This window comes from Providencia sp. PROV197 (genome assembly GCF_028479625.1).
Lineage (GTDB): Bacteria > Pseudomonadota > Gammaproteobacteria > Enterobacterales > Enterobacteriaceae > Providencia > Providencia vermicola.
Genome location: NZ_JAMPNZ010000027.1, coordinates 108,706 through 122,854, shown reverse-complemented (window position 1 = coordinate 122,854; position 14,149 = coordinate 108,706). Strand labels below are relative to the sequence as shown.

Annotated in this window: 12 protein-coding genes; 10 read left to right on the top strand and 2 right to left on the bottom strand. The window is 41.3% G+C overall.

Going from position 1 to position 14,149, the window contains the following annotated elements; all coding sequences use genetic code 11:
- The first annotated feature begins 451 nt into the window (after positions 1 to 451).
- The 3 genes from PR808_RS16065 to PR808_RS16055 all read left to right on the top strand — a co-directional run bounded on the left by PR808_RS16065 (position 452) and on the right by PR808_RS16055 (position 3,619).
- Positions 452 to 1,126 (top strand): sugar phosphatase, encoded by a 675-nt coding sequence (locus PR808_RS16065; protein WP_272539646.1) that lies wholly within the window; start codon positions 452 to 454, stop codon positions 1,124 to 1,126.
- 88 nt (positions 1,127 to 1,214) lie between these two features.
- Positions 1,215 to 3,044 carry an SLC13 family permease gene (locus PR808_RS16060; RefSeq protein WP_206082356.1) on the top strand — a complete coding sequence of 610 codons (1,830 nt, stop codon included), beginning with the start codon at positions 1,215 to 1,217 and terminating at the stop codon, positions 3,042 to 3,044.
- A 155-nt stretch (positions 3,045 to 3,199) separates the two neighbouring features.
- On the top strand, positions 3,200 to 3,619 hold the full coding sequence (locus PR808_RS16055; protein WP_272539645.1) for a hypothetical protein: 420 nt from the start codon (positions 3,200 to 3,202) through the stop codon (positions 3,617 to 3,619).
- Between the two features lie 92 nt (positions 3,620 to 3,711).
- Here PR808_RS16055 and yfbR read toward each other — a convergent pair whose 3' ends face one another.
- Complete coding sequence (yfbR, locus tag PR808_RS16050; RefSeq protein ID WP_206082354.1) at positions 3,712 to 4,293, bottom strand: 5'-deoxynucleotidase; 582 nt, start codon at positions 4,291 to 4,293, stop codon at positions 3,712 to 3,714.
- A gap of 201 nt (positions 4,294 to 4,494) precedes the next feature.
- Between yfbR and PR808_RS16045 the strand changes: the two genes are divergently transcribed.
- On the top strand, positions 4,495 to 4,626 hold the full coding sequence (locus PR808_RS16045) for a hypothetical protein (protein ID WP_272516247.1): 132 nt from the start codon (positions 4,495 to 4,497) through the stop codon (positions 4,624 to 4,626).
- A gap of 551 nt (positions 4,627 to 5,177) precedes the next feature.
- On the opposite strand, the gene PR808_RS16040 is transcribed toward PR808_RS16045, so the two are convergent.
- Positions 5,178 to 6,392, bottom strand: coding sequence for a pyridoxal phosphate-dependent aminotransferase (locus PR808_RS16040; RefSeq protein ID WP_206082353.1), 1,215 nt, complete (start codon positions 6,390 to 6,392; stop codon positions 5,178 to 5,180).
- An 802-nt stretch (positions 6,393 to 7,194) separates the two neighbouring features.
- Between PR808_RS16040 and PR808_RS16035 the strand changes: the two genes are divergently transcribed.
- The 6 genes from PR808_RS16035 to nuoF all read left to right on the top strand — a co-directional run bounded on the left by PR808_RS16035 (position 7,195) and on the right by nuoF (position 14,137).
- Positions 7,195 to 8,118: a LysR family transcriptional regulator gene (locus PR808_RS16035; RefSeq protein ID WP_206082352.1), complete on the top strand. Its 924-nt coding sequence runs from the start codon at positions 7,195 to 7,197 to the stop codon at positions 8,116 to 8,118.
- Between the two features lie 1,099 nt (positions 8,119 to 9,217).
- Positions 9,218 to 9,661, top strand: coding sequence for an NADH-quinone oxidoreductase subunit A (locus PR808_RS16030; protein ID WP_206082351.1), 444 nt, complete (start codon positions 9,218 to 9,220; stop codon positions 9,659 to 9,661).
- Positions 9,662 to 9,679: 18 nt separating this feature from the next.
- Positions 9,680 to 10,354, top strand: a complete 675-nt coding sequence (locus PR808_RS16025; RefSeq protein WP_004912254.1) for a NuoB/complex I 20 kDa subunit family protein — start codon at positions 9,680 to 9,682, stop codon at positions 10,352 to 10,354.
- A gap of 74 nt (positions 10,355 to 10,428) precedes the next feature.
- Complete coding sequence (gene nuoC, locus PR808_RS16020) at positions 10,429 to 12,231, top strand: NADH-quinone oxidoreductase subunit C/D (protein WP_371006958.1); 1,803 nt, start codon at positions 10,429 to 10,431, stop codon at positions 12,229 to 12,231.
- Positions 12,232 to 12,233: 2 nt separating this feature from the next.
- A complete protein-coding gene (nuoE, locus tag PR808_RS16015) occupies positions 12,234 to 12,782 on the top strand; it encodes an NADH-quinone oxidoreductase subunit NuoE (RefSeq protein WP_206082349.1) in 549 nt (182 codons plus the stop codon).
- Positions 12,779 to 14,137: an NADH-quinone oxidoreductase subunit NuoF gene (gene nuoF, locus PR808_RS16010; RefSeq protein WP_206082348.1), complete on the top strand. Its 1,359-nt coding sequence runs from the start codon at positions 12,779 to 12,781 to the stop codon at positions 14,135 to 14,137. Before nuoE ends, nuoF begins: the two co-directional genes overlap by 4 nt.
- The last annotated feature ends 12 nt before the right edge of the window (positions 14,138 to 14,149 follow it).

Here is a 14,149-nt window from a genome sequence, read left to right as displayed (position 1 = left end):
TGTTGACTGCGTTCGGCTACTCGGGTCACATACTTTTGTATGCTCCCCGAGATATCCTCTCTGGTTGCCTAGCGACAACGCGAATAATTTAGAGCATATTTGCTCGTCGTATTTTGCGCTGTAGCGATGTTGGCTCCACACACTAACCCTAGTTACATACTCATGTATGCTCCTAGGGATTAGCGCGCTTGCCGCCTAGCTACAGCACAAGCTCCTTAGAGCAATCTCGTCATACTTCACTTTATCGCTTAGCGACAACGCGGATAATTTAGAACGCCAAATTTCATTCTTTTCTCATGATTTTTACTTCTCACACGCATTCAAATCTAAGCCTTAGTATCAATTCTTAATTATTTTTAATATTGAGGTTGCGTGTATGTGCCCATTTAGCGTTAACTAATGGGCCAGAATCGATTCAATTATTATGTGAATAGCAAATAAAGGGGTAGACGTGAAATTAAAGGCAAAAGGGTTTCTATTTGATTTAGATGGCACATTGGCAGATTCCTTGGCAGTGGTTGAGCGCTGTTGGTGTAAGTTTGGCGAACGAATTGGTGTAGACTCAGCCGAAGTCATTAATTTTATCCATGGAAAACCCGCGTTAACTAGTTTGCGTCACTTTTTACCCGAGGCGAGTGATGAAGAAATTATGGGGTATTTTCGCTGGTTAGAAAAAATGGAAAGTGAAGATGTGGAGGGCGTTGTGGCCCTACCTGGTGCGATTGCCTTGCTGTCACGTTTAAATGAAATTGGAGCTCCGTGGGCAATTGTCACATCGGGGACAGTGCCAATTGCTTATGGCCGCCAACAAGCGGCGGGACTGCCTGAGCCAAAACATTGGGTAACATTTGAAAAAGTGTCCAAAGGTAAGCCTGATCCAGAACCGTTTATGTTAGGGGCTAAAGCACTTTCATTGCCTGAAAAATCCTGCATTGCCTTCGAAGATGCCCAAGCAGGCATTCATTCCGCACTTAGTGCAGGTTGCCAAGTGGTCGCAGTCCATGCTCCAGAAAGCTTACCACGTCGTGATGAAATTGATGTAATTGTCAGTTCGTTAGAGCAAATTTCTGTTATGGGACCAGACATTAATGGGGATTATGAACTTTTAGTGTCAAAGTTACCTTAATCGTGATCTAATCAAAGAAATTCTCCGTAAAACGTGGTTAACTAAAGAAAATCTTTAGCAATGTTTTTTTTCGTCGAAAGGGGATATTTTGAACGGAGAATTGCTGTGGGTATTAACCCTCCTACTGATAGCGGTCGTTCTTTTTACCACGAATAAAATCCGCATGGATGTGGTGGCATTACTGGTGATTGTTGCGTTTGTGCTCAGCGACACCTTAACATTAGAACAAGCGACATCAGGCTTTGCTGATCCGAACGTGTTATTGATAGCGGCATTGTTCGTTATTGGTGATGGTCTCGTTCGTACAGGGATCGCATATCAAATGGGGGATTGGCTTGTTCGCGTTGCAGGAAGTAGCGAGAGCAAAATGTTAGTGTTTTTGATGCTGACAGTCGCTGGGCTCGGTGCCTTTATGAGCTCGACAGGTGTTGTTGCCATTTTTATTCCTGTCGTGTTGAGTGTTGCTGCGCGAATGAAAACATCGCCAGGTAGATTAATGATGCCACTAGGCTTTGCAGGGCTAATCAGTGGCATGATGACCCTAGTCGCGACGCCACCTAACATGGTCGTAAATAGTGAGTTAGTACGCGAAGGCATCAAAGGCTTTCAATTTTTCTCAATTACCCCTATTGGTATTCTTATTTTGCTGGCAGGTATTGCCTATATGTGGTTAACACGTCGCTGGTTGGGCAGTAATGAGCCTGATAAACTTCCTGAACGCTACCGCCGTACCTTCCGTGATTTAATTCGTGATTATAAGCTGACAGGCCGTGCACGCCGCTTAGCTATCCGTAAAGGTTCACCGTTGATTGGCCATACCCTTGATGAACTCCATTTACGTTCACGTTATGAAGCTAACGTGGTGGGGATTGAGCGCTGGCGGAAATTTCGCCGTGTGATGGTCAGCGCAACGGGCGGAACAGAGCTACGTGAACGAGATGTTTTATTGGTCGATATTTCTGTAAGTGATGACGATTTACGCCTGTTTTGCAGTGAACAATTGCTTGAGCCAATGATTTTACGTGGAGACTATTTCTCTGACCAGTCCCGTGATGTGGGGATGGCGGAAGTTTCTATGAACCCAGACTCTGAGTTACTGGGAAAAAGTTTACGGGACATTAAGTTTCGTACACGATACGGTTTGAACGTGGTGGGTATTCGCCGTGATGGTAAGGCATTAGATGGCAAGTTAGTGGATGAGCCTCTACGCCTTGGTGATATTTTGTTGGTGATCGGTGATTGGAAACTCATTCGTATCTTATCGACAAAACCACGTAATTTTATTGTGCTAAATTTGGCTGCTGAGGTTGAAGCCGTTGCGCCAGCTGCGTCACAAGCACCACATGCCTTGTTTTGTCTCGCACTGATGGTTGCCATGATGGTAACCAATGAGATCCCAAATTTTATTGCAGCTTTGATAGCTTGCTTACTGATGGGTAAATTCCGCTGTATTGATATGGAAAGCGCGTACAAATCTATTCACTGGCCAAGTATTATTTTAATCGTCGGTATGATGCCGTTTGCTATTGCTTTGCAAGAAACGGGCGGTATTGCCCTTGCGGTTGATGGCCTAATGAAGGTCGCAGGGGGGTTAGGCCCACATGTGATGCTACTGTGTTTATTTATTCTGTGTGCCACTATTGGGTTGTTTATCTCTAATACTGCCACGGCAGTCCTTATGGCCCCTATTGCGATTGCTGCCGCACGGCAAATGGAGGTATCCCCTTTACCATTTGCAATGGTAATTGGTATCGCAGCATCTGCTGCATTTATGACTCCCGTTTCATCACCCGTTAATACCTTAGTGCTTGGCCCTGGGGGATATAAGTTTTCTGACTTCTTAAAAATTGGTGTACCGTTTACGATTATTGTGATGTTTATCAGTATTGCGGTTATTCCAATACTATTTCCGTTTTAAGTCAATATAAAAATAATTTCAATAAAGGGCTCTAAATATAATAGAGCCCTTTTGATATTAAAAATAATAAATTTATAATATTTAATATCTTTTAAAAGTGAATTCTCTACTGATATTCTCTTTAACTCACTACATATCAATTATAGGATAATGAAATGAGTCAAAATGAATCGTGGGGAGATGAGCGTTTTACTTACGGTTACTGTGATTTTGAAAACTATTGGGGGGAAGAGTTATCAAGTGTTGAATTAACTCACTTTGTTTCTGGTTATTTTGATGTAACCAAAAAATTAAATACCTCAAAGACAATTTATGACATTCCAGATAGGACTGAACTGAAAAGAATATTTACCATATTATTTGAGCGAGCTACAATAGATTCATATGATTTTTGGTCAATAAAACTTGTAACTAAGAGTGGGGCGGTTTATGAAACTAAAGAGCCTTTACGTTGTACTATCTCCATTGATGATTCTGAGTTTGTAATATTAGGCGTTAATGGGGATGCAAAAACATTGTATGTTGCATTCTCTACAATGATAGGTTGTAGTGTAAAGTTAAACAAAGTTGGTTAAGCTATTTTATAAGGTGAAGTTAGATCTAGCCTACAGTTTTTAGATTGGTAAATTAACAGATATATAAGTAGATATAACATACTACTTATATATTAATTGCTAATTTCATCTAACGAAAGCGTAAAACCTGGAACAAATTTTTCCATAAAATAATCCATTTCAGGGCTTTTTCTTTCTGCTAGCATTTTTTCAAGGCGCTTTTTGGCCAATTTAAATTCGCTATTTCCCGCAGACAACTCTTCCAAACATTTTAAATAAGCACACAGGGAATCTGCTTGCTTAACAATAAAATGTTCTTCTTCAGATTGTAAGTCTTCAATAATTAACTCCCTGAAGTCATCTTGAAGCTCATCAGGTAGCATATCCAACAGCTTTTGTTGGGCAAATTTTTCTATTTTTTTGTATTCATAGGCAATTTGTTGATTATGGTATTTGATAGGCGTAGGCAAATCTCCAGTAATAACTTCACTGGCATCGTGGTACATGGCAAGTAAAGCAATACGAGATGCATCAACATTACCCCCAAATTTTTTATTCTTAATGATGGCAAGTGCATGAGCAACCATCGCAACTTGTAAGCTGTGTTCGGAGACATTTTCCGTTCGGACATTACGCATGAGTGGCCAACGGTGAATTAGTTTCATTCTAGCAAGGTGTGCAAAAAAGTAGCTCATAAGTCCTCATAAACAGTGGTATACAATGGGTAAATTATAACGCGTATAGGCTCGGAGGGATATGTATTTATGCCAAGTTATTATTTAAAGTAAATCAAAATAACGATAATTAGCTCTATTGAAAAATAATGTTTAATTAAAAAATCGATGACTTATTATCTAATTTTGATGAAGGTGATATTAGATAATAAAGGGGTTAATATGGCTAATAACGAACGCGGGCAAAAAGGTTTTGTTTCTATAGAAAACTATTGGGGTAACAAAATTAAGTCGATTATAGTTATGCACAGTGCAGATAATATAGAAAAAACGGAGGGGCTGTTAATAATATAAACCATGGTAAAAAAAAGAAAATGTTTTTCACTTTTATTATCAAACCAACTTGTTTCCATATTAAAAATATGTGGAAAGTGATTGTAATCACTATTGATGATGAGGTTTATGAGACTGATGGCTATTTCTCATGTTCCATTACTGCTTCGGACAAAGACGTTGCAGTTGTAGGCGTTAATGGTGATACGAAAACGGCGTACATTTCTTTTTCTGAGTCAGTAAGTTGCTCCGAAAAATTAAGAAGTGTAAAACGCCATTCTATGTTTGATGGTCAATCTGTGAGATATCTTAGATAAACTATTTAGTTGTGTTTATTTTAATTTGATTTGCCTATATTAATATTTATAATGGAGATTCACTAAGTAAATCTTCAAGGAATATTATGAAATACTTTCCTTTCATACTTTTAGGCTTTTTCCTGGTTGCGATATATATTATTTCCATTATTTGATAATCAAAATAACACATTCATTTAATGATGATTACACTTTGAATTAATAAAGCCTCCGAATTTGGAGGCTTTATTAATAATAGATAATCTAAATAAGATGTTATTGACGATAGCCTTCAAGGAAGCGGCCAAATTTATTAATTGCCATTTCAAGATCGTCAGCATAAGGTAAGGTCACGATCCTAAAATGATCGGGTTCTGGCCAGTTAAATGCTGTACCTTGGACTAATAACACTTTTTCTTGCAACAGCAAGTCAAGGATCATTTTTTGGTCATCATGGATATTAAAACGCTTAATATCAATTTTGGGGAACATATACAGTGCGCCTTGTGGCTTCACACAAGATACACCTGGAATTTGGTTAATGAGTTCCCACGCACGGTTACGCTGCTCATATAAACGCCCACCTGGTTGAATAAATTCACTAATACTTTGGTAACCACCCAGTGCAGTTTGAATGGCATGTTGCATCGGCACATTGGCACATAAACGCATTGAGGCTAGCATTTCTAAGCCTTCAATATAGCTTTTTGCATGTTTTTTCGGGCCATTAAGTACCATCCAACCTTGTCGGAAACCTGCAACACGATAGGTTTTTGATAGCCCATTGAATGTAATTGTTAATAAGTCAGGTGCTAATGCCGCAATAGAGTGATGAACTGCATCATCATAAAGAATTTTATCATAAATTTCATCAGCATAGATAATTAAATTGTGTTGACGAGCCAGTTCAACAATCTCTAATAGCAAATCTTTGCTATATACAGCACCTGTTGGGTTATTGGGATTAATGACCACAATACCACGAGTTCTTGGAGTGATTTTGCTACGAATGTCCTCAATATCTGGCATCCAGCCTTGTTGCTCATCACACATATAGTGCACCGCTTTCCCGCCAGAAAGCGAAACCGCTGCAGTCCAAAGTGGGTAGTCAGGGGCTGGGACTAACATTTCATCGCCATTATTAAGCAGTGCTTGCATCGCTTGGACAATAAGTTCAGATACACCGTTGCCGATGTAAACATCTTCTACTGTCATTTCGTGAATACCACGAGCTTGGTAATGTTGGACGATGGCTTTACGAGCAGAATAGAGCCCTTTGGAGTCACAATAGCCTTGGGAACTTGGTAAATTGCGTAAGACATCCACAAGAATTTCATCAGGTGCTTCAAAGCCAAACGGTGCCGGGTTACCAATGTTCAGCTTGAGGACTTTATTACCTTCCTCTTCTAAGCGTTTTGCTTCTTTTAATACGGGCCCACGGATGTCATAGCAGACATTATCGAGCTTGCTGGATTTAGTTAGATTATTCATTGTTCTCTCATTACCCTAACGGGATTACATTGGTAGGGGGGCCGGCTTTATTGTCTTACTGTACTCCTCCCTCAGAAGCTTTTGAAGATGCAAGGTTATTTTTGGTGTAAAAGGTTGGTTAAAGTATAAATGTGATGTTTGACATCTTATTATCTTTTTTATGTTGGTTTAATATTTCAATTAACACACTTATGTTGGATTTATATCTCGATAATATCGTGTCTTTTGGTGTGTAAATATAAAAAAAAAGGAAAAATAACAGTTGAACTAAAAAATTGTATCAAAATGTAATATTAAGCCTAGATTCGTTAGTTTAGTCATAAATTTCACTGCATATTGCCCTTTTTTTATATTTTTTTGACCGTTTTTGTTAGTAATATTGATTGTTTTGCTCAATAATTTTTAATTAAACATATACTTAAAATACATAACGCATTGAAATTTAAGAGCGTAAAAAAATAGTGAAATGAATTTTATAATGTGCTTACATTAAAATAATTGCGATTACATTAAATATGTTACTATTTAGCGGTACTTTATAAAGCGTTTCTTTAATCAGATTCTGTAAGAGAATACACTTTTTGTTAACACTATTTTTGATTGATTGGCAGTACCCTGTTTATACCAGCATTGATGTTATTCGTTAATAACGGGTTGGTTATAACTAGATAAAATAATGAGTAGTCATTGCAAATCTAAGGATTAGAGATGCACTAGATGAGTAGTATTAAATTATATCGCTGATTCTCATGGAGGAGAGCAGAACACCAGGTAACATAAATATTATATAAGAGAATGAACGATGATAAATTCCAATCGTCCCATCATGAACTTAGATCTGGACTTGCTGCGTACGTTTGTTGCAGTCGCTGATCTAAATACATTCGCAGCTGCGGCTGCAGCAGTGTGTAGAACGCAATCTGCGGTAAGCCAGCAGATGCAGCGTTTAGAGCAACTTGTTGGCCGTGAGCTTTTCGCTCGTCATGGGCGTAATAAACTCCTCACAGCACATGGTTTACAATTACTGGGTTATGCACGACAAATCTTGCGTGCTAATGATGATGCAACAGCATCATTAACCTATAACGATGCTGAAGGCGAATTACGTATCGGTGCATCTGATGACACTGTTGATATCCTTTTGCCATTTTTGCTAAATCGTATCGCTTCTGTGTACCCACGCATTGCGGTTGAAGTTCGCATTAAGCGTGCTCAATTTATTGAATCAATGCTGGATAACCATGAAATCGATTTAGCATTAACAACAGCGCGTATTAGCCATCACCCAAAAACGGCATTAAGAACAGTGCCAGTGCTATGGCATAGCTCGCCTGATTTCCAATTACGTCATAACGAGCCGATCCCATTAGTTGTAATGGATGAAACTAACCCATACCGCAAACTTTGCACGCAAGCATTGGATGACGCAGGATTACCATGGCACATCGCCTATGAAGCCGCGTCGCTACCTGCAGTACGTGCTGCAGTAACAGCGGAAGTCGGGGTGACTGCACGCCCAATGGAAATGCAAAATGCGGATTTACGTATTTTAAATGAAACAGATGGTTTGCCGCGTTTGCCTGATATTCAATATTGGCTATATAAGAATGCAGATGAGCAGAAAGATTTTGTTTTGACCGTCTTTAGCGCCATTGAAAACAAAAAAATTCCTTATGTTGCTGCATCGGCAAGTGAACTTGCTGATGGGAGCGAAATGAATAATTAATCGTTTCAGGTGATATTAACTGACTGTTAATATACGCGAGTATACAACGAATAAAACGGTAACTCCTATTTTTTAGGAATGCCGTTTTTTTTATATCAAAAATTTGTATAAAAAAAAGTGTGGATAAAATATTTGCAATCTAATTATTTTACGCAAATGCAATGAGCGGCTCAATTCAAAGAAATATATCGACTAAAGTGATATTTACTAGGGGAAAGTATAACCATGATAAGCTAGGGGAAATGCCATTCTTTTTTGGATGCATCTATCTACAGAGTAAGATGCTTCGTAACTGAAACGATTATTTAATACTGATGTGTTAAATTTTCAATATTGGGGAGAGAGTATAAGAAATCATTTTAAAACAAGGTATAAATATTGAGCGATGGTTTTGAGAAATCGTTATCAAGTTCAAATTTATCATTTTTTTATCGATTTCAGTACACAAAACCTGCAATTAACCACTTAATAAGTATGGTTAAATGTTGAAGACCATGAAATAATTGTGATGTAGTTGGCAGAACCTGAATTTCATTTTTTAGTTAACAATTTGTTACGCTATTAACAATCTTTTTTTGCTGAATTGATAAAATAGCACTGGATTGTCAGCGGGTTAGTGAAACTGTTGAGTAAAAAAGCGTTACATGTTCTTAAAGTAAAATTGAACGTCATGTAAACAAATTGAGTACTTTTTCAATAAATCTGTGCGTTAGATCAAATAAAAAGCGCAATTTTTCATCTGTTAAGACAGGTTTTTCCTGCGATAATAGTGTAGTAAAAACGAATAATCAGTTAAACTAGTTTGAGTGTTTACTTGTGTTTCATTACACTGACACGTTTTAGCAGATCATGAGTACTTTTTGTTATTTTAATGTTTTTTGTGTGTGAGTTTTTTGTAACAAATACGGGTTATTTTACCTAATTTGGGTAAAGTAAATTGTAATGAGAGAGGACAAACCAAACGCAGTCATCAGACTGATTTATGTTTGGTGATGATTTTTGGTCTTTCTTCTCGATTAACTGGGCAATTGTGGTGCAATACTGCCGTGTTGTAAAAAAGAGCAGTTTACGCACCATAAGTAATGAGTAAGCAACGAGTATGTCTACATCAATCCTAGCGTTAGCCCATAACTGGGCGTTTGCGATATTCCTTATCGGCACTATCGGTCTTTGTGCTTTCATGTTGGTCGCAGGTCACTTCTTAGGTAGCCGCGCCAAAGCCAGAACAAAACATGTTCCTTACGAGTCAGGTCTTGATTCGGTCGGTAGTGCACGTCTTCGTATGTCTGCTAAGTTCTACTTAGTCGCCATGTTCTTCGTTATCTTCGATGTTGAAGCCATGTTCTTATTTGCATGGTCAGTTGCCATCCGCGAAGCGGGTTGGGTTGGTTTCATCGAAGCCGCGATCTTTATTTTGGTATTGTTGGCGGGATTGTTTTATCTGGTTCGCGTAGGAGCATTGGATTGGACTCCAGTCCGTTCCCGCGGAAAAGTGAAGCATCCTAGTGAAGTTATTAAAATCAGCAATCGTCATCCGCAGTAAAAAGCGAGGCATTATACAATGGATTATACGCTCACCCGCATAGATCCGAACGGTGAGAACGACCGTTACCCACTGCAAACCCAGGAAATCGTAACAGATCCTCTGGAGCAGCAAGTTGAAAACAGTGTGTACATGGGGAAACTTTCTCATGCACTTCACGATGTGGTTAACTGGGGGCGCAAAAACTCTCTATGGCCATATAACTTTGGTCTTTCATGTTGCTATGTAGAAATGGTGACTTCGTTCACGGCTGTTCATGACGTAGCCCGTTTTGGTGCGGAAGTACTTCGTGCTTCACCTCGTCAAGCCGACTTCATGGTTGTTGCAGGAACCTGTTTCACAAAAATGGCGCCTGTTATTCAACGTCTGTATGACCAAATGCTCGAACCAAAATGGGTTATTTCCATGGGTTCATGTGCCAACTCTGGTGGCATGTATGACATTTATTCTGTGGTACAAGGCGTCGATAAATTTATCCCTGTAGATGTGTATATCCCAGGTTGTCCACCACGCCCAGAAGCCTATATGCAGGCTCTGCTTCTGTTGCAAGAATCTATCGGTAAAGAGCGTCGTCCGCTCTCTTGGGTCGTTGGAGACCAAGGGGTTTACCGTGCCAATATGCAATCAGAAAGAGAAAGAAAGCATGGTGAACGTATCGCAGTGACTAACCTGCGTACACCAGACGAAATTTAAGGCTTAAAGCCATACAGCGTAACAGAGCAATGTTGTTGCGAAATAATAAACCTGATCAAGCGTTATGGTGAAGAATGATGACAGATCAGATAGCGCAAGCGAGTAGTACCCAGCCAGGATGGCAGACGCAGGATCATTTAAATGACCCTGTGCTTCTGGAACTGCGCAATCAATTTGGGCCGGATGCCTTTTCTGTTCAAGCAACCCGCACTGGTATGCCAGTGATATGGGTTCGTCGTGAACAATTACTGGAAGTTGTCGATTTCCTGAAAAAATTACCGAAACCGTATGTCATGTTATTTGACTTACACGGGGTAGATGAACGTCAACGAATTCACCGTCAAGGTCTGCCAGAGGCAGACTTTAGTGTTTTCTACCACATCATCTCCATCGACCGTAACCGCGATATCATGTTAAAAGTCGCTCTCAATGAGAAAGACTTAAACGTGCCTTCTGTGGTTTCACTGTTCCCGAATGCGAGTTGGCATGAGCGTGAAGTGTGGGATATGTTTGGGATCACCTTTCAAGGTCACCCAAATCTGCGTCGCTTGCTGATGTCACCAAACTGGGAAGGTCACCCACTGCGTAAGGATTACCCTGCGCGTGCAACTGAGTTCGACCCCTTTGTTCTGACGAAACAGAAACAAGATCTGGAAATGGAAGCATTGACTTTCAAACCAGAAGAGTGGGGCATGGCGCGTGGAAATGAAAACGAAGATTTCATGTTCCTGAACTTAGGGCCTAACCACCCATCATCACACGGTGCGTTCCGTATCGTACTGCAACTTGATGGTGAAGAAATTATCGACTGTGTGCCAGATATCGGCTACCACCATCGTGGTGCTGAGAAAATGGGTGAACGCCAGTCATGGCACAGCTACATTCCATACACTGACCGCATCGAGTATCTCGGCGGTTGTGTGAATGAAATGCCATACGTGTTAGCCGTTGAAAAACTGGCTGGCATCGAAGTGCCTGATCGCGTGAAGACCATTCGTGTCATGCTGTCTGAGCTATTCCGTATCAACAGCCACTTGCTGTATATCAGTACGTATATCCAAGACGTCGGTGCAATGACGCCTGTATTCTTTGCGTTTACTGACCGCCAAAAAGTGTATAACGTGATTGAAGCGATCACGGGTTTCCGTATGCACCCAGCATGGTTCCGTATCGGTGGTGTTGCACACGATTTACCGCGTGGTTGGGAAAAACTGCTGCGTGAGTTACTCGACTGGCTGCCAAAACGTTTAGAATCTTATGTTACGTCAGCACTGAAAAACTCCATCTTAAAAGGCCGTTCAATTGGTACAGCAATGTACAACAAAGAAGAGGCTCTAGCTTGGGGGGTAACAGGTGCAGGTTTACGTGCAACAGGCGTTGATTTCGACGTGCGTAAATGGCGTCCATATTCAGGCTACGAAAACTTTGAATTCGATATTCCTATCGCACACAACGGTGACTGTTATGACCGTGTGATGATCAAAGTGGAAGAGATGCGCCAGAGTATCCGTATTCTTGAGCAATGCTACAAGAATATGCCAGAAGGCCCATTCAAAGCCGACCATCCATTGACGACACCGCCACCAAAAGAGCGTACGTTGCAGCACATTGAAACCCTGATCAACCACTTCTTGCAAGTGTCTTGGGGCCCTGTGATGCCTGCGAATGAATCATTCCAGATGGTTGAAGCCACGAAGGGTATTAACAGCTACTACCTGACCAGTGATGGCAGCACGATGAGCTACCGCACACGTATTCGTACTCCGAGTTATGAGCACTTACAGCAAATTCCTTCGGTGATCAGAGGTAGTTTAGTTTCGGACTTAATCGTCTATCTGGGTAGTATCGATTTTGTAATGTCGGATGTGGATCGCTAACCATGCATAATGAACATAACGAAAATGAGAAGCACAACGAGCTCAATGTCGTGAATGTGTTTGAACCGCAAGTCAATCATGGCTTTGTCTTAACAGAGAAAGAGCGTGCAGAGATTGAAGGTGAGAAACACCACTACGAAGATGCGCGTGCTGCCTCAATTGAAGCACTAAAAATTGTGCAAAAAAACCGCGGTTGGGTTGAAGATGGGGCTATCCATGCGATTGCTGACGTCTTAGGCATTCCAGCCAGTGACGTTGAAGGGGTGGCCACATTCTATAGCCAAATCTTCCGTCAGCCAGTAGGTCGCCACATTATTCGCTATTGCGACAGTGTTGTTTGCCATATTACAGGTTATCAGGGCTTAGAAGCTGAGATCATTAAACAGCTGAATATTCGCCCAGGTCAAACAACAGCTGATGGCCGCTTTACGTTGCTGCCAACCTGTTGCTTAGGTAACTGTGACAAAGGTCCAACGATGATGATCGATGAAGACACTCACAGCTACGTACAGCCTGAAAATATTCAAAAATTACTGGAGCAGTATCCATGACAAATTCTGTTAATCCAGTGATCCGTACTGCCGAAACTCATCCTCTAACATGGCGTTTGCGTGATGACAATCAGCCTGTTTGGTTAGATGAGTACCGTAGTAAAAACGGATACAAAGGTCTTGAGCGTGCGCTTAAAGGCATGGCGCCAGATGAAGTTGTGAATCTCGTGAAAGACGCAGGCCTGAAAGGGCGTGGTGGCGCGGGCTTCTCAACAGGTCTGAAATGGAGCCTGATGCCAAAAGACGAAAACATGAAACTGCGTTACTTCTTATGTAATGCGGATGAAATGGAACCAGGTACTTATAAAGACCGTCTATTGATGGAACAACTGCCTCACCTGTTAGTTGAGGGGATGATAACAGGGGCTTATGCACTGAAAGCCTATCGTGGTTATATCTTCCTGCGTGGTGAATACGTTGAAGCCGCACAAAACCTGCGCCGGGCCATCGAAGAAGCCAAAGCAGCGGGTCTATTAGGTAAAAATATCCTCGGTTCTGGATTCGATTTCGAACTGTTTGTGCACACGGGTGCTGGGCGTTATATCTGCGGTGAAGAAACTGCGTTGATTAACTCCTTAGAAGGTCGCCGTGCAAATCCACGTTCTAAACCACCATTCCCTGCAACATCAGGTGCTTGGGGTAAACCGACTTGCGTAAATAACGTCGAAACTATCTGTAACGTGCCTGCAATTTTAGAGCACGGTGACCAGTGGTATATCGATTTAAGCGCAGGTAAGAGTAAAGATGCCGGCACAAAACTGATGGGCTTCTCTGGCCGTGTGAAAAACCCAGGTCTGTGGGAATTACCGTTTGGTACCACCGCGCGTGAAGTGCTTGAAGACTACGCGGGTGGGATGCGCGATGGCTTGAAATTAAAAGCATGGCAGCCAGGTGGGGCAGGGACAGACTTCCTGACCAATGACCACCTCGATTTACCGATGGATTTCGAAAATATTGCTAAAGCAGGCAGCCGTTTAGGGACTGCATTGGCGATGGCAGTTGATCATGAAATCAACATGGTTTCGTTAGTGCGTAACTTAGAAACCTTCTTTGCGCGTGAATCTTGCGGTTGGTGTACACCTTGTCGTGATGGATTGCCGTGGAGTGTGAAAATTTTACAAGCACTGGAAAAAGGCGAAGGTCAACCAGGCGATATTGAAACATTAGAGCAACTTTGCCGTTTCTTAGGCCCGGGTAAAACCTTCTGTGCTCACGCACCAGGTGCAGTTGAACCGCTGCAAAGTGCTATCAAATATTTCCGTGATGAATTCGAAGCGGGTATCTCGCAAAAAGATCTGCGCAATTTAGTGCAGATTGCAGGTATTCAGCCAAACCTGCTGAAGCAGCGCTGGTAATCGTTTCGCGAT

Bases quoted from the DNA above. Each gene is read 5' to 3' on its own strand.
- PR808_RS16035 (WP_206082352.1), top strand. From the start codon at position 7,195: ATGATAAATTCCAATCGTCCCATCATGAACTTAGATCTGGACTTGCTG.
- nuoF (WP_206082348.1), top strand. From the start codon at position 12,779: ATGACAAATTCTGTTAATCCAGTGATCCGTACTGCCGAAACTCATCCT.
- nuoC (WP_371006958.1), top strand. From the start codon at position 10,429: ATGATGACAGATCAGATAGCGCAAGCGAGTAGTACCCAGCCAGGATGG.
- PR808_RS16045 (WP_272516247.1), top strand. From the start codon at position 4,495: ATGGCTAATAACGAACGCGGGCAAAAAGGTTTTGTTTCTATAGAAAAC.
- PR808_RS16055 (WP_272539645.1), top strand. From the start codon at position 3,200: ATGAGTCAAAATGAATCGTGGGGAGATGAGCGTTTTACTTACGGTTAC.
- PR808_RS16040 (WP_206082353.1), bottom strand. From the start codon at position 6,392: ATGAATAATCTAACTAAATCCAGCAAGCTCGATAATGTCTGCTATGAC.
- PR808_RS16025 (WP_004912254.1), top strand. From the start codon at position 9,680: ATGGATTATACGCTCACCCGCATAGATCCGAACGGTGAGAACGACCGT.
- nuoE (WP_206082349.1), top strand. From the start codon at position 12,234: ATGCATAATGAACATAACGAAAATGAGAAGCACAACGAGCTCAATGTC.
- PR808_RS16030 (WP_206082351.1), top strand. From the start codon at position 9,218: ATGTCTACATCAATCCTAGCGTTAGCCCATAACTGGGCGTTTGCGATA.
- yfbR (WP_206082354.1), bottom strand. From the start codon at position 4,293: ATGAGCTACTTTTTTGCACACCTTGCTAGAATGAAACTAATTCACCGT.